General features: G+C 66.2%; 17 protein-coding genes. 7 read left to right on the top strand and 10 right to left on the bottom strand.

The window, feature by feature from the left end; all coding sequences use genetic code 11:
* Nucleotides 1-130: 130 nt before the first annotated feature.
* The gene (locus tag QX132_RS25865) at nucleotides 131-1,663 is read right to left on the bottom strand and encodes an acyl-CoA carboxylase subunit beta (protein ID WP_315776609.1); all 1,533 of its coding nucleotides are present in this window, start codon (nucleotides 1,661-1,663) and stop codon (nucleotides 131-133) included.
* 125 nt (nucleotides 1,664-1,788) lie between these two features.
* Between QX132_RS25865 and QX132_RS25870 the strand changes: the two genes are divergently transcribed.
* Both QX132_RS25870 and QX132_RS25875 read left to right on the top strand, forming a co-directional pair.
* Nucleotides 1,789-2,226, top strand: a complete 438-nt coding sequence (locus tag QX132_RS25870; RefSeq protein WP_315780850.1) for a DUF4260 domain-containing protein — start codon at nucleotides 1,789-1,791, stop codon at nucleotides 2,224-2,226.
* A 42-nt stretch (nucleotides 2,227-2,268) separates the two neighbouring features.
* Complete coding sequence (locus QX132_RS25875; RefSeq protein WP_315780848.1) at nucleotides 2,269-3,870, top strand: alkaline phosphatase D family protein; 1,602 nt, start codon at nucleotides 2,269-2,271, stop codon at nucleotides 3,868-3,870.
* Nucleotides 3,871-4,500: 630 nt separating this feature from the next.
* Here QX132_RS25875 and QX132_RS25880 read toward each other — a convergent pair.
* Nucleotides 4,501-6,117, bottom strand: a complete 1,617-nt coding sequence (locus tag QX132_RS25880; protein ID WP_316160100.1) for an IS1182 family transposase — start codon at nucleotides 6,115-6,117, stop codon at nucleotides 4,501-4,503.
* Between the two features lie 290 nt (nucleotides 6,118-6,407).
* Between QX132_RS25880 and QX132_RS25885 the strand changes: the two genes are divergently transcribed.
* The 3 genes from QX132_RS25885 to QX132_RS25895 all read left to right on the top strand — a co-directional run bounded on the left by QX132_RS25885 (nucleotide 6,408) and on the right by QX132_RS25895 (nucleotide 9,067).
* The gene (locus tag QX132_RS25885; protein ID WP_315771166.1) at nucleotides 6,408-7,247 is read left to right on the top strand and encodes a DUF3883 domain-containing protein; all 840 of its coding nucleotides are present in this window, start codon (nucleotides 6,408-6,410) and stop codon (nucleotides 7,245-7,247) included.
* Nucleotides 7,248-7,458: 211 nt separating this feature from the next.
* Nucleotides 7,459-8,481, top strand: a complete 1,023-nt coding sequence (locus tag QX132_RS25890) for a dienelactone hydrolase family protein (protein WP_409997752.1) — start codon at nucleotides 7,459-7,461, stop codon at nucleotides 8,479-8,481.
* A gap of 100 nt (nucleotides 8,482-8,581) precedes the next feature.
* On the top strand, nucleotides 8,582-9,067 hold the full coding sequence (locus QX132_RS25895) for a hypothetical protein (protein WP_315811469.1): 486 nt from the start codon (nucleotides 8,582-8,584) through the stop codon (nucleotides 9,065-9,067).
* Between the two features lie 158 nt (nucleotides 9,068-9,225).
* Here the strand turns inward: QX132_RS25895 and blaOXA are convergent, their stop codons facing one another.
* The 4 genes from blaOXA to QX132_RS25915 form a co-directional block, all read right to left on the bottom strand.
* Nucleotides 9,226-10,044: an OXA-1091 family oxacillin-hydrolyzing class D beta-lactamase gene (gene blaOXA, locus QX132_RS25900; protein WP_315771164.1), complete on the bottom strand. Its 819-nt coding sequence runs from the start codon at nucleotides 10,042-10,044 to the stop codon at nucleotides 9,226-9,228.
* A gap of 79 nt (nucleotides 10,045-10,123) precedes the next feature.
* Nucleotides 10,124-10,405, bottom strand: a complete 282-nt coding sequence (locus tag QX132_RS25905; protein ID WP_315714536.1) for an EscU/YscU/HrcU family type III secretion system export apparatus switch protein — start codon at nucleotides 10,403-10,405, stop codon at nucleotides 10,124-10,126.
* Nucleotides 10,402-12,051 carry a flagellar hook-length control protein FliK gene (locus tag QX132_RS25910; protein ID WP_316163221.1) on the bottom strand — a complete coding sequence of 550 codons (1,650 nt, stop codon included), beginning with the start codon at nucleotides 12,049-12,051 and terminating at the stop codon, nucleotides 10,402-10,404. The genes QX132_RS25905 and QX132_RS25910 overlap by 4 nt, the downstream gene beginning before the upstream one ends.
* Nucleotides 12,052-12,112: 61 nt before the next feature.
* Entirely contained in the window at nucleotides 12,113-12,895 is a 783-nt protein-coding gene (locus tag QX132_RS25915; RefSeq protein WP_315780838.1) for an ATP12 family chaperone protein, read from the bottom strand.
* An 89-nt stretch (nucleotides 12,896-12,984) separates the two neighbouring features.
* On the opposite strand from QX132_RS25915, the gene QX132_RS25920 reads away from it, so the two are divergent.
* Nucleotides 12,985-13,425: a hypothetical protein gene (locus tag QX132_RS25920; RefSeq protein ID WP_315776614.1), complete on the top strand. Its 441-nt coding sequence runs from the start codon at nucleotides 12,985-12,987 to the stop codon at nucleotides 13,423-13,425.
* A gap of 101 nt (nucleotides 13,426-13,526) precedes the next feature.
* On the opposite strand, the gene QX132_RS25925 is transcribed toward QX132_RS25920, so the two are convergent.
* Entirely contained in the window at nucleotides 13,527-14,915 is a 1,389-nt protein-coding gene (locus QX132_RS25925; RefSeq protein WP_315798654.1) for an RluA family pseudouridine synthase, read from the bottom strand.
* A gap of 106 nt (nucleotides 14,916-15,021) precedes the next feature.
* Between QX132_RS25925 and QX132_RS25930 the strand changes: the two genes are divergently transcribed.
* Nucleotides 15,022-15,969 (top strand): alpha/beta hydrolase, encoded by a 948-nt coding sequence (locus tag QX132_RS25930; protein ID WP_315798655.1) that lies wholly within the window; start codon nucleotides 15,022-15,024, stop codon nucleotides 15,967-15,969.
* Nucleotides 15,970-16,102: 133 nt separating this feature from the next.
* Here QX132_RS25930 and QX132_RS25935 read toward each other — a convergent pair whose 3' ends face one another.
* The 3 genes from QX132_RS25935 to QX132_RS25945 form a co-directional block, all read right to left on the bottom strand.
* Nucleotides 16,103-17,197 carry a hypothetical protein gene (locus tag QX132_RS25935; protein WP_315737616.1) on the bottom strand — a complete coding sequence of 365 codons (1,095 nt, stop codon included), beginning with the start codon at nucleotides 17,195-17,197 and terminating at the stop codon, nucleotides 16,103-16,105.
* 465 nt (nucleotides 17,198-17,662) lie between these two features.
* The gene (locus QX132_RS25940) at nucleotides 17,663-18,997 is read right to left on the bottom strand and encodes a replication-associated recombination protein A (RefSeq protein ID WP_315776617.1); all 1,335 of its coding nucleotides are present in this window, start codon (nucleotides 18,995-18,997) and stop codon (nucleotides 17,663-17,665) included.
* Nucleotides 18,994-20,388 (bottom strand): DegQ family serine endoprotease, encoded by a 1,395-nt coding sequence (locus QX132_RS25945; protein WP_315776618.1) that lies wholly within the window; start codon nucleotides 20,386-20,388, stop codon nucleotides 18,994-18,996. The genes QX132_RS25940 and QX132_RS25945 overlap by 4 nt, the downstream gene beginning before the upstream one ends.
* Between the last annotated feature and the right edge of the window lie 28 nt (nucleotides 20,389-20,416).

Genomic DNA, 20,416 nt, shown 5'->3' on the forward strand with positions numbered 1-20,416 from the left:
CTTAACGCCAGTGGGCGGAAACGGCGCAGATTGCCGCGCCGCTCCGGCGGCAGCGCGCTGCGGTCGCCGGACTTCGTCAAATACGAAGGCGACACGCCGGTGCACTGCCCTCCCACTTCGTCACTCCCCCTCAGAGCGGCAGATTGTCGTGCTTCTTCGCCGGCATCTCCATCTTCTTGTCGCGGAGCATCGCCAGCGCACGGGCGATGCGGCGGCGGGTGGAGTGCGGCATGATGACGTCGTCGATGTAGCCGCGCTCGGCGGCGATGAATGGCGACAGGAAGCGGTCCTCGTATTCCTTGGTGCGCGCGGCGATCTTCTCCGGGTCCGCCATGTCGGCGCGGAAGATGATCTCGACCGCGCCCTTGGCGCCCATGACCGCGATCTGCGCCGTCGGCCAGGCGTAGTTCATATCGGCGCCGATCTCCTTGGAGGCCATGACGTCGAAGGCGCCGCCATAGGCCTTGCGGGTGATGATCGTGACCAGCGGCACCGTGCACTGCGAATACGCGAACAACAGCTTGGCGCCGTGTTTGATCAGGCCGCCATATTCCTGCGCGGTGCCCGGCAGGAAGCCCGGCACGTCGACGAAGGTGACGATCGGGATGTTGAAGGCGTCGCAGAAGCGGACGAAGCGCGCCGCCTTGCGCGAGGCATCGCTGTCGAGCACGCCCGCCAGCACCATCGGCTGGTTGGCGACGAAGCCGACGGTGCGCCCCGCAATGCGACCGAAGCCGGTGACGATGTTCTTGGCGAAGCCTTCCGCGATCTCGAAGAAGTCTCCCTCGTCGACGACCTTCAGGATCAGCTCCTTCATGTCGTAGGGCTTGTTCGGATTGTCCGGGATCAGCGTGTCGAGCGACATGTCGACGCGCTCGATGTCGTCGAAGCTCGGCCATTCCGGCACGCCGTCGGTGTTGTTCGAGGGCAGGAAGTCAATCAGCCGGCGCATCTGCAGCAAGGTCTCGACGTCGTTGTCGAACGCGCCGTCGGCGATCGAGGAGCGCGTCGCGTGCACCGAGGCGCCGCCGAGCTCTTCCGCGGTCACGACCTCGTTGGTGACGGTCTTCACGACATCTGGGCCGGTCACGAACATGTAGCTCGTGTTCTTCACCATGAAGATGAAGTCGGTCATGGCCGGCGAATAGACGTCGCCGCCGGCGCACGGGCCCATGATGACGGAGATCTGCGGGATCACGCCGGAGGCCAGCACGTTGCGGCGGAACACATAGGAATAGCCCGCGAGCGCCGCGACGCCCTCCTGGATGCGGGCGCCGCCGGCGTCATAGAGGCCGATGATGGGCGCGCGCGCCTTCATCGCCATGTCCTGCAGCTTGGTGATCTTCAGCGCGTGGGTCTCGGACAGCGAGCCGCCGAACACGGTGAAGTCCTTGGCGAACACGAAGGTCTTGCGGCCGTTGACAGTGCCCCAGCCGGTGACGACGCCGTCGCCCGGGACCTTGGTCTTCTCCATCCCGAACTCGGTCGAGCGGTGCTCGACGAACATGTCGAACTCCTCGAAGCTGCCCTTGTCGAGCAGCAGCTCGATCCGCTCGCGGGCCGTCAGCTTGCCGCGGGCATGCTGCGCCTCGATGCGCTTCTCGCCGCCGCCGAGCCGCGCGCCGGCGCGCCGCGTCTCCAAGGTGTCCAGGATGTCCTTCATGCGCGTCCCGCCCATTCCCGATCTCGTGAGTGTTGGCGGCCTTCTAACACGGCTATTTCGGAGGCGAAAAGCGGCTTTCGGACGGGCCGCCCCTCCTCCCACAGTTCGGAATTGGAAGCAGAATCATGGATATGGCCGCTCGACCAAGCCTTGCCGATCCGGCTGACGACGCAGCCCGGGGCGCCGTGCGGGGCGGCGTCCGCCTGCTGTTGCGGCTCGAAGGGCTGGTGCTGGTGGCCGCGGCAATCGCCTTCTACGCCCATCGAGGGGACTCGTGGTGGCTGTTTGCGGCCCTCTTCCTGGGGCCCGACCTCAGCTTTGCCGGCTATCTCGGCGGCTCCCGGATCGGAGCGGCCGTGTACAACGCCGCGCATGCCACGCTGCTGCCGACCGCCCTGCTCGCGGTCGGACTGGCGCTCGGCGTGCCGCTGGCGACCCAGCTCGCCACCATCTGGCTCGCCCATATCGGCGTCGACCGGCTGGTCGGCTACGGCCTGAAATACACCGACGGCTTCGGCTTCACCCATCTTGGCCGGATCGGGCCTGCCGCGCCGCGAGGCTGAACGCCGGATGCAGGGACCTGCCGCGACGGGTAGGATGCCGGCATGATCCGATTCCGAGACATGGCCGGCCTGGACCGGCGCAGCCTGCTGCGCGGCGCACTGCAGGCCGGGCTGGTGACGTTCGGCGCGCCGCTGGCGCGCACGGCGCTCGCCCAGGCTCCGCCGCTGAAATCCAACCCGTTCACGCTCGGCGTCGCCTCCGGCGATCCCAGCCCCGACGGCTTCGTGATCTGGACCCGGCTCGCGCCCGAGCCGCTGCAGCCGCGTGGCGGCATGATCGCGCTGCCGCGCGAGGTGAGCTGGGAGGTCGCGACCGATCCGGCGATGACGACCATCGTGCAATCCGGCATTGCGATCGCCCGCATCGAGCTGGCGCACTCCGTCCATGTCGAGATCGAGGGCCTCGCTCCGGCCCGCGACTATTTCTATCGCTTCCGCCTGCCGGAGGCGGAGAGCCCGATCGGGCGTGCGAGGACCTTTCCCGCCGCCGGCGCCGACGTCGCGCAGATGCGGTTCGCTTCCGCCGGCTGCCAGGAATGGGACCGCGGCTTCTACACGGCGTGGCGTGCGATCGCGCAGGACCATCTCGACTTCGTCTTCCACTATGGCGACTACATCTACGAGAATGCGTACGCCGCCGAGTCCAAGGGCGTGGCGCTGCCGCGCACCATGCCGAAGCATTTCGCCACCTGCTACACGCTGCCGGAGTACCGGCAGCGCTATGCGCTCTACAAGACCGATCCCGACCTGCAGGCCGCGCACGCCGCCTGCCCGTTCCTGCCGAGCTTCGACGATCACGAGGTGATGGACAATTGGGCCGGCGATCGCGACAAGCGCGACACGCCGCCGGAGGCGTTCCTGTTCCGGCGTGCCGCCGCCTTCCAGGCCTGGTACGAGCACATGCCGGTGCGCCGCGCGCAATTGCCGCGCGGACCCGACATCCTCGCTTTTCGCCGCCTCGCCTTTGGCAGGCTCGCCGACATCGCCGTGCTCGACACCAGGCAATACCGCTCGAAGCAGCCCTGCGGCGACGGCATCAAGGCCTGCCCCGAGGCCGACGAGCCGAGCCGCACCATGATGGGCGCGCAGCAGGAGCGGTGGTTCGCCGAGGGTCTGCGCGGCAGCCGCGCAACCTGGCAGGTGCTGGCACAGCAGGTGATGTTCGCCCCGCTCGACTGGCGCTCGTTTCCGTGGCTGCCGTCGTCGGACGTGCCGCTGTGCAGCCTCGACAAATGGGACGGCGCCAGCGCCGCGCGCGACCGCGTCATGCAGATGCTGCGCGAGGCCGGCATCACCAACACCGTCGTGCTGACCGGCGACCTGCACAAGGGCGTCGCGCTCGAGCTGAAGCAGGATTGGCGCGATCCGGCCTCGCCCTGCGTCGGCGTCGAATTCCTGGCGACCTCGATCTCGTCGGACGGCGACGGCTTTGCGCGCTACGACAACGAGCCGACATTGTTCGCCAACAATCCGCATCTGAAGTTCTTCAGCAACCAGCGCGGCTATATCAGGCATGTCGTGACGCCGGCCCGCTGGCAGGCCGACTACCGCGTCGTCGACCGCATCAGCGTCGCTGACGGCACCGTGTCGACCGCGAAATCCTTCGTCACCCTGGCCGGCAAGCCGGGGCTGGCCGACGCCTGAGGCGACGCGCGCGCGGCAAGGCCGCCGCCGCGTCGTGTGGCGATCTGCTCGCTGACAGCAGCCGGTCGTCCTGCCGCGTAGGGTCGAGGTCATGACTGGGGCGCACCGTGCTTGGCGTGATCGCACCCGGAGAGATTTCGCTTGAAGTCGCCGCTTCGAGGCATGACGTCGCGATCCCCGCGGCGGAGTGCGCCCGGGCTTTGCTTGAGTTCGTCCCCTTCCGTGGAAGAAGAGGCGCAAGGAAGGCCGGGAGCCTGCCGCCCCCATGGCCCCCGTGCAGAGAAAATGCACGGGGCAGGAACCACAGGTTCGGCTGGGACTTCCCGGCCCTCCCTGCGCGATGGTTTGAACGGGTTATACGTGATCTCCCCGGGGACCGGCTTGATTGCCCCCGTCGCCAGCGGATCATCCCCACCGACTTGGCCTCAGCACCGGGAGGCCAGGACCACACGATTTCGCCGTCGCATCGCTCCGTTCGTCGGCCCGATCGTGAGACCAGGCTGCAGACCGACACGCCCACCGCATCCCCGGCCCGACGTTCGTGACGATCGCGAAACGTCCCTCTTGGCGGGCCGGGATGCGCGGAAATGTGGAGGTGATTTGCCCGACGAGGCTGGGCAAGAATCCGAATTAGGGGGGTGAGAGGGCTCGGCGCGGTGCAATTTCGAGCCATGACTGCATCATGGTCCAGAATCGGATCAGGGCAAGCGAAACCGCCTCCCATGCGCCCCTCGCTTCGCCGGAAGTGGCATGTAGAGCTGCAAGAGCCCATTCGGCGATGCGGGCGAGGAAGTCGTCGAAGCCGAGAATGTTGAGGGCGCGGGTGAGATTGTAGCAGAGCGCCATGAGGCTCCATTCCCCGCGAACCTTGTCGAAGCCGCGGACAAGGAAGTGCTGATAGCCGGCGCGGCACTTGAGCGTGCCGAACGGGTGCTCGACGATGGCCGAGCGGCGGCGCATCAATTGGCCGGCCTGTTCGCTCGCCATCCTCTGGCGGTGACGATCCAGCACCTCTTCGTGCTCCCATCGAGAGACGCGGCGGCTTTTTTCCTTCGCAGAGAGACAAGACGCCTTGAGGGGGCAGATGCCGCAAGTCGCCACGGAGGCCAGGTAGCGGCGTTCCATCCTGCCGCTCGTATTCTTCCAGAGCTTCTTTGTTGGATGCAGCGCTTGGTCTGCGGGACACTGGTAGGTGTCGGTCGCGGAATTGTAGGTGAAGTCACCTCGCGTGAAGCGACCGTGCTTCTTGCCATTGCCGTGATGCAGCGGGACATAGGCGGTGACGCCGTCATCCTCGCAAGCCTTGATATCCTCGCTGTTGTAATAGCCAACATCTGCCAGTATCTGCAGCGCCTCGACCTGGAGGCCCTCCTTGGCCGCCTTCGCCATCATATGAAGGTGTCCTGTATCGCTGCGATTGACGACCTCGCTGGCGATGATCAGCTTATGCTTGTCGTCGACGACGCTCTGGACATTGTAGCCTGCGATCGTCTGGTCGCCCTTGCTCAGCAGTCGCGCATCGGAATCGGTCTTCGACACCTGTCCCTTGTCGCCCTTGTCCAGGTTCTCCAGATCGGACTGTGCGCGTTCACGCCTGGCCATCAGCTCCTTGATCTTGTCCCCGACATCGCCGCCATCCTTGTTGCCATCCTTGCCGTCGTCGGGCTGCTTGGCTTCCGCCGCGTCGTTGGTGTCGAGAGACTTGCCGTACGCCTCAATCTCCTCATCGAGCTTGGCGATCTGTTTGGCGAGCTTCCCGCGCGTGAAGATGCTGTCCTTGCTGGCATTGCCGTGGAACAGCGCGCCGTCGACCGCGACCAGGGTCCCGCCGATCAACCCGATCTCCTGCAGCAACAGGACGAAGCTACGGTTCGCCGCCTTCAAGGCAGCCCAGTTCTCCTTGCGGAAGTTCGCAATCGTCCGATAGCCGGGCTTCAGGTTCCTCAACAACCAGATCAGCTCCAGATTGCGGCCGGCTTCACGCTCGAGCCGGCGCGACGATCTGACCTGGTTCAGATAACCATAGAGATAAAGCTTCAGCAGGTCCGCCGGATCGTACGGCGGCTGCCCGACACCCGATCCCCTCCGCTTGGCGTGGCGGAAGCCAAGCTTGGCCAGATCGAGAGCGTTGACGTAGCTGTCAATCGCACGAACCGGATTGTCCGGCCCGACATAATCCTCAATCCGAGGCGGAAGCAGGCTCTCTTGATCGCGGCTCTCGCCGCTCTTGAACGGCCGATTCGTCATGCCCCCAAATCTTACCGTGAACACTGAGTTCTTGCCCAGCCTCGACGGTGCAAGTGATCAGTCCGCGACAAACTGGCACGACGGGCAGTTCGGGCATGGATGATATGCGAGGATTGCCCGTCGGGCAGAGGCCTCCTCTCTGTCCATCGCTTTCTGGACAACTATGACGACGCCTCTCCACGCCATAATCGAATTCGCCAGCAAAGCTGAGCCTGCTGGCCAGCTCGGGCACCTTAAGCTATGGTTGCGTGTGAGGCAGGCGGCTCCTCACATCCTGCCGAAGGGCATCTATGGCTGGCGCCTGGACCGATGAGCAGAACGACGCCATTGTCGCCGATTATTTCGCGATGCTCGCGGATGATGTCGCGGGGAGACCGTACAACAAAGCCGAACGTAACCGTGCCGTGCAGGCATCGACCGGCCGAACACACGGTTCGATCGAGTACAAGAATCGAAATATCAGTGCCGTACTCAAGGGGCTCGGCGAAGAATGGATCGCTGGCTACAGGCCCGCCTTCAATTTTCAGTCCTCACTCGAAGTTGCCGTAGCTCGCTGGCTGGACCGCAACCCGGAATGGCTCGCACGAACGACGCGGGCAGCAGCGATCTCATTAGGATCAGGCTATGGGGAGCCTCCGCCACTGTGGATCGGACCGCCTCCAACACACAGCAACGCGCCTCCCCCTGAAGAGCTCGAACAGATGGTGGTGATTGCCAGAAAATATGATGTGGGGGCACGGGACGCGCGCAATCGCGCGCTCGGCCGCGCCGGTGAAGAACGCGTTCTGGCCCATGAGCGCTCAACTCTGCTGGCCGCAGGCCGGACCGATCTCGCGCGCCAAATTCGATGGGTTTCCGACGTCGATGGCGACGGCGCGGGCTATGACATCAGGAGCTTCGAACCCGACGGTCGAGAACGGCTCATCGAGGTTAAGACGACGAACGGCTGGGAACGCACGCCATTTCACATCACTCGAAATGAGCTCGCGATTGCCGAAGCGTATCGCGACGACTGGCTCCTGGTGCGACTATGGAATTTCGCCCGAGATCCGCGAGCCTTCGAGTTGCGACCTCCCCTCGAAGCGCATGTCTCGTTGATGGCGACGAGCTATCAGGCTAGCTTTCTGTAGCGATCAAGTCCCGCAGCGCACCACACGCTGCGTTGTCCACCAGTCTCGCTCTTCGCAGGTCGTGACGCCGTTTGACAGCTCCGTGATCCCTCGTTCTACTTGGTTGCCAAGCCGCAACAAGCGGCGAGCCAGGAGGACGGTCATGGAGCGACATAATAGTGCCGCGCCGTCGGCGCTTGATGCGCCCGCTCGTTTCAGACTTACCGACGCATTGCCTCGAGCCGCTCGACGATCGCTGCGGCTGACGGCAGCGACCGTCGTCACGATCCTGCTGACCGCGGCCGGTCTCAGCCTCTGCAGCCGCGCCCATGCCCAAGGCATCTCCAAGGACACGCCTGCCCGGATCGAGATGTATCCGATCCCCTCGCTCACGCTGTCCGACCGGCAGTTCCTGTCCGGCGACGACAATGGCAAGCCGGTCACGGTCGTGGGCGAGCTGCGCGTCGCGCAAGGCAGCGGCCGGCTGCCGGTCGTGGTGCTGATGCATGGATCGGGCGGCGTCGGCGGCAACATCGCGGCCTGGAGCCGCACCTTCAATGCGATGGGGATCTCGACCTTCGCGATCGACGGCTTCACCGGACGCGGCATCACCGCCACCAGCACCAACCAGGCGCAGCTCGGCCGGCTCAATTTGATCATGGACATCTATCGCTCGCTCGACGTGCTGGCGAAGCATCCGCGCGTCGATCCCGAGCGCATCGTGCTGATGGGATTTTCGCGCGGCGGTCAGGCGGCGCTGTATGCGAGCCTGGAGCGTTTCCACAAGCGCTGGAACAATTCCGGGCTGCAATTTGCCGCCTACATCCCGTTCTATCCGGACTGCTCGACGACCTATGTCGGTGAGACCGATGTGGTGGCGCGGCCGATCCGGATCTTTCACGGCGGACCGGACGACTACAATCCGGTGCGGACCTGCAAGGCCTATGTCGAGCGGCTGAAGGCAGCGGGCCGCGACGTTGCGCTGACCGAATATCCGGACTCGCCACACGGCTTCGACCTCGGCCTGCTCGGCGCCAACATGCTCGCCGTCGCGCCGAAGGCGCAGACCGTGCGCAACTGCCGCATCAAGGAGAGCGACGGCGGGATGCTGATCAATGCCGAGACGCAGCAGCCCTTCACCTATCAGGACGCCTGCGTCGAGCTCGATCCGCATGTCGGCGGCAATCCCGCCACCGCGGAGGCCGCGCGCCAGGCGGTAACGGACTTCCTGCGCACGCTGTTCAAACTGTCGTGAGCAAAAATAGAACGATTTGGATCAATTCTTGAGGTGACAGATCGAACGCATCGGGTGTTCCTGCGTTGTCGCTCACTTTTCGACGATGAAACGGAGCCCGATGATGCGCGCCTCTCGCCTTGCGATCCCCACTTTGCTGACTGCCCTTGTTCTAGCTGGCGCCGCCCATGCCGCGCCGGCCTCGCCGTTCCGGGGGCTGGAAGGCTCCTGGAGCGGCGGCGGCGTACTCAGCATGTCCGACGGCAACCAGGAGCGGCTGCGCTGCCGCGCGGCCTACGACGTCGGCGGCGCCGGCGAGCAGCTCCGCCTCAACATCCGCTGCGCCAGCGACAGCTACAACATCGATCTCTCCAGCGACGTCGCCTATCGCGGCGGCGAGATCACGGGGCAATGGAGCGAGGCGAGCCACAATGCGTCCGGCACCATCGAGGGCCGCGCCGTCGGCAACCGCATCGAGGCCCAGGCGCGCGGGCAGACGTTTTCGGCCGGGCTGTCGCTGACGACGCAGGGACGCCGGCAGACGGTGTCGATCCGGCCGGCGGGCACGGAGATCACCGGCGTCAACCTGGAGCTGTCGCGGCGGTGACGAGAATGTAGGGTGGGCAAAGGCGCGCAGGAGCGACGCTCGCGTCGCTCCGAGCACCGTGCCCACCGCGCCGGGCAAGACGGTGGGCACGGCGCGCGACGGCGTCATCTACGACTAAGAATGTGCCTCGCGCCTTTGCCCACCCTACTGTCAATCACCTACAGCGCTCCGATGTCCTTCAGGCAGGCTTGCGCCAGCGTCATGCGGTCCGCAACATGGCGCTCCTCGGGGCAATCCATGTTGAGCGCGAACACGGTGGGCTGGTCACCCTTGTCGACCCAGCCAACCATCCAGCCGAGCGCGCCCTGCTCCTTCCCCAGCAGCCCCGACTTGAAATGGATCACGGCCTCGCCGACCTTGGTGGTCGGGATGATGTCGCGGGTCAGATCCTGGCTGCGCTTCGACACCGGCAGCGCGCCGCGCCTGAGGCGATCGATGAAATCGACCTGCTCCACCGGATCGATGCGAAGCGCGCCCGTCAGCCAGAACTGGTCGATGCCGCCGCCGATATCGTGATTGCCGTAGTCGAGCTCCTCGAGATATTTCTGCATGCGCTCAGGACCGATCCGGCGCGCGATCTCCTGATAGACCGGGACGGCGGAGACCGCGATCGCGCTGCGCAAGGTGTGATCCTTGTTCCAGGCCTCGATCGATCTCGTGACGCCATCCCATTTGAACACGTCCTTGTCGGGATCCTCGACGACGCCGGTCTCCAGCGCGATCAGCGAATTGGCGATCTTGAAGGTCGAGGCCGGCAGCTTCGCCTCGCCGGAGCGATCGGTGTCGCTGGCGATGATGAGATACTCCTCGACCTTGTAGGCCAGGAACGTGCCCTTGGTGCCCTCGTCGGTGAAGCGCTTGACGAGATCGCCACGGACCTCGTTGCGCGGCGGGGCGACATGCGCGAGCGAGCGCGCGGGCAACAGGCTGGCGCCGGCCATCAGGGCAAGCGCATGGCGGCGGCTCATCATGGACATCGCAAGTCTCCGTCGTCGTTCGCCCTCCCTACCACACGGCGGTGACGACCGACGCATGACGGAGATCACAAATGCGGCGCTAGCGCATCGGACGCGACAGATTGAGCACGAACACCAGCACCTCGGCGACGGCCTTGTAGAGCTCCTCCGGGATCTCGTCGCCGAGCTCAACATTGGAGAGCGCGCCGGCGAGCACCTCGTTCTCCTCGATCGGGATGTCGTGCGCCTTGGCGACCTCGATGATCTTGGCGCCGATCGTGCCCTTGCCCTTGGCGACGACGCGCGGCGCGCCCTGGCCCTTGTCATAGTGCAAGGCGACGGCGAGCTGGGTCTTGTTGGCGGCCTTCACCTCGATGCTCATAGCGCGCGATCCAGGAAATGGCCGGCCTTGGGCGGCATCACGGCCGGCGGCGCGCCGTCCTGCACCACGAGATCGCCCGGCGACAGCTCCGCGCGGCTGAGGGCCTGGCTGAGTTCGGAGAGACCGGCGCGCAACCGCGCGGCGGTGACCGGACGCTCGGCCCACATCCGCACGGAGGTGCGCTCGGCGCTGAAGCTGATCATGGCATGCACCGGGCCGGCCGGCTCGACGTCGAGCGAGAAGCGCGCCCGCCAGACGCGCTTGGCCGCGTCCGGCGACTGCGTGCCGCCGTCACGCGAGATCTCGAACTGTGCCATCGCGGTCCCTTGCGGGGTGGTGAAGGGAATCTCGAAATTCCAGCGCGGCAGCGCCGGATCGGTGCGCGCGGTCGAGGCGTCCGGGCGATCCGGCAGCGAGGCGACCTGCAGCAAGGTCTGGCGCGACAGCGCCTGGTCGGTCTCGTCGAGCAGGCGGTGCGCGATCGCCGGCAGCGGCGTGTCCGGGCCGAGCGTCGCCGTCGCCACGGCCTGCGGCATCGGCGCAGCCCCGCGGAACGGCGGCGGCGGCGTGTTGGTGCGCACGACCATTTCGGCGCGGCCATTGGCGTTGCGTCCGGGAACGAGGCCGGCGGCACGCGGAATCTGCTGCTGCGCTTCCTGCAGCACGGCCAGCACCGTGCCGGGCGTGAGCGACTGCGCCTTGGCGCCCGTCAGGGTCTCGATCAGCGCCGAGCCGGTGAAGCCGGCAGACACGGTGTCGGGCCGCCCCATTGCCGTTGCCCAGGGCTGGGGCGGCAGCTCGATCTCGATGTCGGGCACCAGCGAGGGTGCAGCGCTCTGTTGTTGCGCGGCGGCGGCGCGGCCGGCCTCGGACAGCACCGAGGCATAGGAGCCTCCCGGCGACGCCGACGTCGAGGCCGCCATGCCGGGATCGACAGTCTGCAGCACCGTCGCCAGCGTCTGGCGCAGCACGATCAGCGCCGCCTTCAGGTCGGGCGTGCCGGCGCCGGCGGTGCCATTGGCGAGCGAGGATTCCAGAAACAGGCCGGAATGCCGCACCGCGCTCTGCACATCCTCCGCGGTCAGCGCCGGCGATAGCTGGGTCTGCTGCGCCAGCACCTGGGCCACGGCCGCGCGCAACGCCGGCGGAAGATTGGGTGCGTCGACGACGGCCTGGAGATCGGCGAACAATTGGCCCTGGCTGCCCTGGCGGGTCGCCGCCTCCTCGCTGGCGATCGACAATGCGAGCCGCTCCAGCCCGGTCAGCGGATCCGGCGTCGGGGGCAAGGTTGGCGCCAGCCGGCCGGTGACGTCGACGACGGTGGCCGCCGGCGTCGGCGTGCCACTGGTTCCAGTGGCAGCGCTGCCGCCCTGGCCGACGATGGCGAGCTGCAGCCCCTGCGCGGTCTGCGACACTGCGACCTGCACGGTCTGGCCGGCCTGCAGCGGCAGCTCGCTGGCGAGCTCCATCGACAGGTTTCCGATCGCGACCTGGACCAGGTTCTCGGCGAGCACCTGCTGCACCCTGGCGCTGAGCAGCGCACCGGCCTGTAGCGTGGTCGCGGCCTGCGGCGCGGTTCCGGCCGGCGAGCTGCCGACGCCGCGGACGGCGCTCACGGAAGGCGACGGGGTGACACTCTGGACCATGCGCGTACTCGGGTTACGCGCAGAGCCTAGCGGGTGCCCCTAAACCCGGCGTTAACCGGCCTCAGAGCACGGCGTCGACCGCCCGGAGGATGCGGACGGCGGCCTCGTAGTCGATCTGCTTGGCGGCGCGGCGGCTCATCGCCTCCTCGTCGGCCCCCCATTGCGCGACGTTCCAGTCCTCGTCGACATGGGCTGCCGCCCAGACCTGGCCGGGGTCGCGCACCCCATGCACCAGCGCCAGCGCCAGCAGCGCCGAGCCGGTCAGTGTGGTGACGACATGCGCCGCCGCCACCGTCCACGGGCCGGTCGGCAGCGCGCCCCGCGCCGCCTGCACCGCGGCGCCCGGCTGGGTCACATGCATGATGCCCTCGGACAGGATGAAATGCGCGCCCAGACGGTCGCGCGCCCAGTCCAGCACCGGGTCCCAGTGCTCGGCCTCGCGCGCGACCAGCCCCTCGGGATGGCCGGCGCGGTAGAACAACAGGTCGGACTGGAGATATTTGGCGATGTCCTCGCGCACGTCGTCGGTGCGATCGACCACTGACTGCACGACGCTGTTGGCGAACCGCGTCAGCGGCATCGTGGCGGGATCGATGCTGTCGCCCTGGGCCTGCCACTCGGCGGCCACGGCCTCCGCCAGCTCCCCGGCGGGAACGATGACAACGCGCCCCGACGGCGTGCGGATCGGCCGACCGTCAAGGGTCACGTTGAAGCCGCCCTCGGCGGCGGCGGTCCCGGCCTCCTTGTAGAAGCGCTTGCGCAGCGGCGTCCGCATCGCCTGGCGCGCCGATTCCTGCGGATCGAGCGGCGACCGGCCGACGACGTCGTCAAACAGTTCACGCATCAGAATTCCAGCCCTCTCACGGGATGATCACACGGGATCCGTCGTTTTCGCGCTAGATAAGCCCTGTCCGTCCGAAATGCGAGCTGCCGATGCGCGCCCTGCTGTCCGCCCTCGTCCTGATCGGCAGCGCCGCCCCGGCCGCGGCCGGCTTCCGCACCCCGGAATCGCTGGTCCGCAACGTCTATGCCCACTACGGCCAGGGCGCCCCGGAGCTCTCCGGCGGGCTGCCGCGGACGGCCGAGGCCGCACGGCAGTTCTTCGATCCGAGCCTGGCGAAAGCCTGGACCGCCCCGCGGCGCGAGCCCTACGACTTCCTGGTGCAGAGCCCGCGCTGGAAGCTCGGCCCGGTCGCGATCTCGATCCTGCGCCGGCAGTTCGACAAGACCTATGTCGCCGCCAGCTTCGACAATCAAGGCCGCCGCATCACCCTGAACTTCATCGTCGTCAAGGGACCGGACGGCTGGGTTATTCTGGACGTCGAGACGCCGCACGATTCACTGCGGCTGTTCCTGGAGCAGTTCCGGAACTGAGCGGCTGCGTAGCCCGGATGAGCGAAGCAACATCCGGGGCCTTACGCGCCGTGCGGATGAACCCGCATGTCGCTTCGCTCATCCGGGCGACGAGATGCCGCTCACTCCTCCGGCGCGTTCTCGATCGGGTCGAAGCGGTCGTGCTCCAGCCCGAGCAGATTCCACGACTGCAGCATGTGCGGCGGCAGCGGTGCGGTCGCATCGATCACGCCGCCGCGCGGATGCGGGATGACGATGCGGCGCGCCAGCAGATGCAGCCGATTCTGCAGGCCGCCGGGCAGCGCCCAGTTCTCGATGTTGAAATATTTGGGATCGCCGACGATGGGGTGGCCGATATGGGCCATGTGCGCGCGCAACTGATGGGTGCGCCCCGTGACCGGCTTCAAGGACACCCAGGCGAGCTTGTTGGCCGAGGCCTCGACCACGGCGTAATAGGTCACCGCGTGGCTGGCGCCCTCGTCGCCATGCGCAGCGACGCGCATGATGGTATCCTCCTCGCTCTCCTCCTTGGCGAGATAGGTCGAGATGCGGCCCTGCTTCGGCTTGGGCACGCCGGCCACCAGCGCCCAATAGACCTTGCGGGCCGAGCGATGGCGGAACGCGCCGGTCAGATGGGTCGCCGCAAAGCGGGTCTTGGCGACCAGCAGACAGCCCGAGGTCTCGCGGTCGATGCGGTGCACGAGCCGCGGCTTCTGGCCCTTGGCGTCGCGCATCACCTCCAGCATCTGGTCGATGTGGCGGGTCATGCCGGAGCCGCCCTGCACCGCGAGCCCGGCCGGCTTGTTGAGGACGAGCACGTCGTCGTCCTCGTACAGCGTCATCGACTTCAGGCTTTCGAGCGTCTTGCGCTCGCCCTCGGTGAGGCCAGCGCGCTCCTTCGGCGCATCGAGCTTGAGCGGAGGGATGCGCACGCTCTGGCCTTCCTCCAGGCGATCCTTGCTATCAGCGCGCTTGCCGTTCACCCGCAGCTCGCCTTTGCGGACGATGCGCTGGATGTGGGAGAACGACAGGCCGGGGAAGCGTGCCTCGAGGAAGCGATCGACGCGCATGCCGTTCTCGTCGGCGGTGACGACGACGGTCTGCACCTTGGTCGGCAGCACCGGCGTCTCGGGCTCGGGCTTCTTCGGCGGCGGTGCGGCGACCGGCTTGCGCTCGGCCCGCTCGGCGCCAAAGCGCACGGGCTTGCCGGCACTGGTGCGCTTGGCCGGCGGCCGCTCGCGCGACTCGAACGCGTCGCGACGATCCTCGCGCTCGGCGCGCGGGGCGCGGACGCGATCGCCCTTGCCCCGACCAAACTCGCTACGCGGTGCCGCCTCGCGCTCGCCGGCAAAACGGTCGCGCCGCAGCCGCTCGCCATCCGGACGCTTGGATGGCTCGCGCTTGGATGGCGCGCCTGCGCTGCGCGCAGCCTCGGCCTTCGGCCGCTCGCCCTTGCGGCGGTCGGCGGGACGGTCGGATTTGCTCTGGGTTCGCTTGATGCGGCGGCTCATGGCAGGTTGCGTATCTCAAAAGCCACTGCCAGTCACGGCGAAATCGGGATAAATCGGCCCGGCGAGGCCTTGCCCCGCGAAATCGGACGTGATCGGAGCGAATTGAATGACGCTGACGAAAGTGGCCCTGAGCATCGTAGCGACCGCGCTGACGCTGGGTGCCGCGCAAGCTCAACAAAGCCCGATGCCCGACGACATTGCCTGGAAGCTGATCGAGATCGGCCGGGCCATCGACCCGCCGAAGACCGCCGCGATCTACGCGCCGCTGCAGGCCAGGGAACCCTACATCGGCGTCAAGGTTCAGCGCGATGTGAGATACGGCACGGCCGAGCGCAATCTGCTCGACGTCTTCACGCCGGACAGCGCCGCCGCGCCCCGCCCGATCCTGATCTTCGTGCATGGCGGCGCCTTCATCGGCGGCAACAAGCGCACCACGCCGGACGGCCCGTTCTACGACAACATCATGCTATGGGCCACCAAGCACGGCTTCGTCGGCATCAACATCACCTACCGCCTGGCGCCGAAATTCCCCTGGCCCGCCGGCGTCGAGGACGTCGCCAGCGCGGTGCAATGGGTGGCCGCCCACGCCGCCGAGAACGGCGGCGATCCCGCGCGCGTCTATCTGATGGGCCATTCGGCCGGCGCGGTGCACGTCGCGACCTATGTGGCGCATCCCGAATTCCACAAGGTCGCCGGTGGCGGCCTTGCGGGCGCGATCATGGCCTCGGGCGTCTACGACCTCACCGCGACGCCGCTCGGCGACCAGGAGATGGCCTATTTCGGCACCGATCCCTCGCGCTTCAAGGAGCGCTCGTCGCTATCAGGCCTGCAGGCCTCGAGCCTGCCGCTGATGATCGCCTCCGCCGAGCTCGACCCGCCGCGCTTCGTCGAGCAGTTCGACCTCCTGAAGCAGGCCGCCTGCAAGCGGCCTGCGGGCTGTGCGCGCGCGGTGATGCTGCCGCAGCATAGTCACATGTCGGAGGTCTACTCCATCAACACCGAGGACGACCGGCTGACGCGGGAGATCGTGGAGTTCGTGCAGAGCGGGAAGTAAACTAACGTTCTGCTGTCACCGCAACGACGGCAGCTCTCTCAACCTAGGACGCGCCGGGTCGTCGGGCGCGTCCTCCGGCCCTAGCGCTGCGCGTGCAATTGGAGAGACTGCATTTCCGCTGCAGCGCTTGCGTCTATTTTCCGATCACCGATATGCTGACATTCTTTGGAATGTTGATTGGGTCGTTGGACTGGTTGGCAAAGTCCATGTGCCACCAGGTATTATCTATGAAGACGCTGATTACAGGAAGCGCCCCCGACTGTTTAACAGTGATGTTGTTACCGTTGCTCTGGAAGCTTGTTCCGATGCCGGCATTCACAGTATCGATGGTGCCGCCAGAAGACTTGGCAAGATCGAAGACCTCGGTCTCCTTGTCTCCAATGAATTTGATCTGCGAATGCCAGTTTAAGCGGACCGGTCGTGCCGCACTGGGCACAACGCTCAACGAAACTGCGTAGGTGCCAGCCCTCAACCTGTCGCAAGTCCATGAGAACGAATTGCCTCTAGTCACGGGTCCGGGGTCATCGGTCTGTGTAATAACACACCGGTTGGCGAATTTTTGCTCCGGAGGAATCGGAGGCGGCAAAGGCGTCAGAATCAGCGAATCGGAAAAACCGGCGTTTGCATCGTCGTTGAGCGCCAGCATGGAGGACTTGGCCGGTCTGTCGATGACGATAATTTTTTCACCGGCACTCACCGTTCCCGGCAGGGAGGCGTCCTTCGCCGCGGCACCCATCCATTTCACAGGAAGCGGGTTGGGACTGCCGCCAACCACGCCGTAAACTACACGGAACGACAGGTCGGAATCGGTTGCCTTATCGGGAACAATGTACAAGCCTCGACTCTTCTGCCTGATACATTCCTTGTAAGCATCCGCCGCCTCGGCCCCGAGGCCTGTCCAAGAAATGTTGTGGAATTGCTCCTGCGAAAAACTCTCCGTCGTGCTTGTCTTGTAGCGGTCGATACTCTCGCGGAACTGGTCGTAATTTGCGCCCACCGGCACTCCGTATATGACAGCAGATGCACCGGCCGATTCCTTGATCTTGTTATAAGCCTCCTTGTCTACGAACGTCGCCATTCGCCAATCGGACTTGGAAGCATCTATTTTGTTGTAGGTAGAGACGATCAGTGCTGCGTTGCACTCCGACAAGGACGCAGCCGCTGCACTTCCAGCGCCGAAAATCACAAGGCTTACAGTGGATGCGACCGCTCCCAGCTTGAATATCATGGCTCGCTCCTGCGGGTATGAATTGTAAAAAAAGCTTTCCTAATGAGAGGAAGCTGCCCTTAAAGAATCGCTTTGTCCAGCTCCGAAAATGAGTTGCGACCGGACAGGGTCTCACAACAACTAGGGCTGCTGTCGAACTGCAGTCCCGCCTTCACAACACTCGCCGACAACGCACTTGTTGGGCCAACGAGAAAGATGAGCTGGACGCGCGACGCAAAAATCGGTCTCGGGATTTCAAAAGTAGTCGCCAGAGTCGATGAAGGTGTCAAGCGAAGTCCAAGATCGATCCCGCCTGCTTAACAAGGCCGCATCGCGACCGCTGCACCCAACGGCAGGCTTGCTGCACTGCGCAAAATGGCGGAAGCTAGAAGAAGGGCCGCGGTACCAGTCTGATTTTCTTGCTGGACGGTAAAATCAACGTAGTCCGGCGGAGCAACGATCAACGCCTCTGGAACGAGGCGCTATTCAACCGCCCCGCTCCTTCCTCAGCTTCGCCCAATAATCCAGCCGTTTCCTGATCTCGCGCTCGAAGCCGCGCTCGGGCGGGTCGTAGAACTGCTGGCGGCCGAGGGCTTCGGGGAAGTAGTCCTGCCCGGAGAACGCATCGGGGGCGTCGTGGTCGTACTGGTAGCCGGCGCCGTAGCCTTCGCCCTGCATCAGCTTGGTCGGCGCGTTGAGGATGTGCTTCGGCGGCAGCAGCGAGCCGCCCTCCTTCGCCACCCGCTTGGCGGCGCCGAAGGCCTTGTAGGCGGCGTTGGATTTCGGCGCGGTCGCGACATAGATCACGGCCTGCGCGATCGCGAGCTCGCCTTCCGGCGAGCCCAGGAAATCATAGGCGTCCTTGGCGGCGTTGGCGATGACCAGCGCCTGCGGATCGGCAAGGCCGATGTCCTCCACCGCCATGCGCACGATGCGGCGCGCCAGGAACAGCGGGTCCTCGCCGGCGTCGAGCATGCGTGCGAAATAGTACAGCGCCGCATCCGGATCGGAGCCGCGCACCGCCTTATGCAGCGCCGAGATCAGGTTGTAGTGGCCGTCGGCCGACTTGTCGTAGATCGGCGCCCGGCGCTGCAGGATGTCCTGCAGTTGCACCGCGTTGAAGATCTCGTCCTTGCGCGCCGAGCGCCAGACTTCCTCGGCGAGCGTCAGCGCGGCGCGGCCGTCGCCGTCGGCCATGCGGATCAGCACGGCGCGCGCCTCGTCGTCGAGCGGCAGCTTGCGGCCCTCGACCGCTTCGGCGTTGCTGTAGAGCCGCTCGATCGCGGCGGCGTCGAGCGAGTGGAACACCAGCACGCGCGAACGCGACAACAGAGCGGCGTTGAGCTCGAAGGACGGGTTCTCGGTGGTGGCGCCGACCAGCACGACGGTGCCGTCCTCCATCACCGGCAGGAAGGAATCCTGCTGGGCGCGATTGAACCTGTGCACCTCGTCGACGAAGAGAAGCGTGCCCTGCCCGGTCTCGCGGCGGGCGCGCGCGGCGTCGAACACCTTCTTCAGGTCGGCGACGCCGGAGAACACCGCGGAGATCTGCTCGAAATGCAGCTCGGTGGCATCGGCCAACAGCCGCGCCACCGTGGTCTTGCCGGTGCCGGGCGGGCCCCAGAAGATCAGCGAGCCCAGCGTCCGCGTCTCCAGCATGCGCGTCAGCGCGCCGTCGGGGCCGAGGATGTGATCCTGTCCGACGACGTCGGAGAGCTTGTGGGGGCGCAGCCGCTCCGGCAGCGGCCGCGGCGCATCGTGCTCCATCCCCGCCGCGGCGAAGAGGCTCGGGCCTCCCTGCTGGGGGCGCTTCGGACTCATCCGCCGAGCGTGACGTTGATCTGCTGGCCGCCGCGCAGCACGGTGATGCGCCAGACGCGGGCGGTCTCGCGCGCGGCCTTGTCGAGATCAGCGGTCTTGGCGATCTTCTGGTTGTTGACCGCCATGATCACGTCGCCCTTCTGGAAGCCGACATTGGCCGCCGTGGTGCCGTCGCCCGGCTCGAGAATGACGACGCCCTCGGTGTCGGCATCGAGATGCAGCTCGTCGGCCACCGCGGGCGAGATGTTGGCGACCTTGGCACCCTGGAACGGCGAGCGGCCGTTGATGACCATCTCGTTGCGCCCCGTGTCCGGCGCCGTCTCCAGCGCGACCGCGACCTTCACCGGCTTGCCGCCGCGCTGCACCTCGATCTGCGCGGTGCCGCCGAGCGGCCGCGTGGCGAAGCGGTAGTCGAAGGCGTTGGGATCGTCGACGGTCTGGCCGTCGATCGACACGATCAGGTCGGACGACTTGATGCCCGCCTTCGCCGCCGGGCTGTTCGCGACCACGGAGGCGACCAGCGCGCCGGTCGGTGAGCGCAAGCCGAGGCTCTCGGCGATCTCAGGGGTCACCGCCTGCAGCCGCGCGCCGAGCCACGGACGCTTGACCGCCTTGCCGCCGCTCTTGGCAGACGCCACGACGACCCGCACCATGTTGGCGGGAATCGCGAAGCCGATGCCCTGCGAGCCGCCGGACTTGGAATAGATCGCGGTGTTGATGCCGACCAGACGGCCGTTGATATCGACCAGCGCACCGCCGGAATTGCCGGGATTGATCGCGGCATCGGTCTGGATGAAGAACTGATAGTCGGTGATGCCGACCTGCGTGCGCGCCAGCGCCGAGACGATGCCGTGCGTCACGGTCTGGCCGACGCCGAACGGATTGCCGATCGCCAGCACGATATCGCCGACCAGCAGATCGTCGGAATTGGCGAGGTCGAGCGTGACGAACGACTCGCGCGTTCCCTTCAGCTTGAGCACAGCAAGGTCGGTGCGGCTGTCCTTCAGCACGATCTCGGCCTCGAATTCGCGCTTGTCGGACAGCGACACCTTCACCTCGTCGGCGCCCTCGATGACGTGCACGTTGGTGACGACGAGACCCGACTGATCGATCATCACGCCCGAGCCGAGCGAGCGCTGCATCTGCTCCTGCGGTCCGCCCTGCAGGCCGAAGAAGCGGCGGAAGATGGGATCGTCGAGGAAGGGATTGCGGTTCTGCACCACCTTGGCGGCGTAAACGTTGACGACTGCCGGCTGCACCCGCTGCACGATCGGCGCATAGGACAGCCGGAGCTCGGCCTGGGACTGCGGCACGCGCCGGTCCTGGGCCGCGAGCGGAGAGGCGGCCAGCAGGGACAGCAGCAGGACCACGGAAGTGCGAATCAACGTCATGCAAAGAATCCCGGACAATGAGGACTTC

This window comes from Bradyrhizobium sp. SZCCHNRI20481 (genome assembly GCF_032485055.1).
Lineage (GTDB): Bacteria > Pseudomonadota > Alphaproteobacteria > Rhizobiales > Xanthobacteraceae > Bradyrhizobium.

Excerpts from the sequence above, each read along its gene's own strand:
- QX132_RS25865 (WP_315776609.1), bottom strand. The coding sequence starts at position 1,663 with ATGAAGGACATCCTGGACACCTTGGAGACGCGGCGCGCCGGCGCGCGG.
- QX132_RS25870 (WP_315780850.1), top strand. The coding sequence starts at position 1,789 with ATGGATATGGCCGCTCGACCAAGCCTTGCCGATCCGGCTGACGACGCA.
- QX132_RS25875 (WP_315780848.1), top strand. The coding sequence starts at position 2,269 with ATGATCCGATTCCGAGACATGGCCGGCCTGGACCGGCGCAGCCTGCTG.
- QX132_RS25880 (WP_316160100.1), bottom strand. The coding sequence starts at position 6,117 with ATGACGAATCGGCCGTTCAAGAGCGGCGAGAGCCGCGATCAAGAGAGC.
- QX132_RS25885 (WP_315771166.1), top strand. The coding sequence starts at position 6,408 with ATGGCTGGCGCCTGGACCGATGAGCAGAACGACGCCATTGTCGCCGAT.
- QX132_RS25895 (WP_315811469.1), top strand. The coding sequence starts at position 8,582 with ATGATGCGCGCCTCTCGCCTTGCGATCCCCACTTTGCTGACTGCCCTT.
- blaOXA (WP_315771164.1), bottom strand. The coding sequence starts at position 10,044 with ATGTCCATGATGAGCCGCCGCCATGCGCTTGCCCTGATGGCCGGCGCC.
- QX132_RS25905 (WP_315714536.1), bottom strand. The coding sequence starts at position 10,405 with ATGAGCATCGAGGTGAAGGCCGCCAACAAGACCCAGCTCGCCGTCGCC.
- QX132_RS25910 (WP_316163221.1), bottom strand. The coding sequence starts at position 12,051 with ATGGTCCAGAGTGTCACCCCGTCGCCTTCCGTGAGCGCCGTCCGCGGC.
- QX132_RS25915 (WP_315780838.1), bottom strand. The coding sequence starts at position 12,895 with ATGCGTGAACTGTTTGACGACGTCGTCGGCCGGTCGCCGCTCGATCCG.
- QX132_RS25920 (WP_315776614.1), top strand. The coding sequence starts at position 12,985 with ATGCGCGCCCTGCTGTCCGCCCTCGTCCTGATCGGCAGCGCCGCCCCG.
- QX132_RS25925 (WP_315798654.1), bottom strand. The coding sequence starts at position 14,915 with ATGAGCCGCCGCATCAAGCGAACCCAGAGCAAATCCGACCGTCCCGCC.
- QX132_RS25930 (WP_315798655.1), top strand. The coding sequence starts at position 15,022 with ATGACGCTGACGAAAGTGGCCCTGAGCATCGTAGCGACCGCGCTGACG.
- QX132_RS25935 (WP_315737616.1), bottom strand. The coding sequence starts at position 17,197 with ATGATATTCAAGCTGGGAGCGGTCGCATCCACTGTAAGCCTTGTGATT.
- QX132_RS25940 (WP_315776617.1), bottom strand. The coding sequence starts at position 18,997 with ATGAGTCCGAAGCGCCCCCAGCAGGGAGGCCCGAGCCTCTTCGCCGCG.
- QX132_RS25945 (WP_315776618.1), bottom strand. The coding sequence starts at position 20,388 with ATGACGTTGATTCGCACTTCCGTGGTCCTGCTGCTGTCCCTGCTGGCC.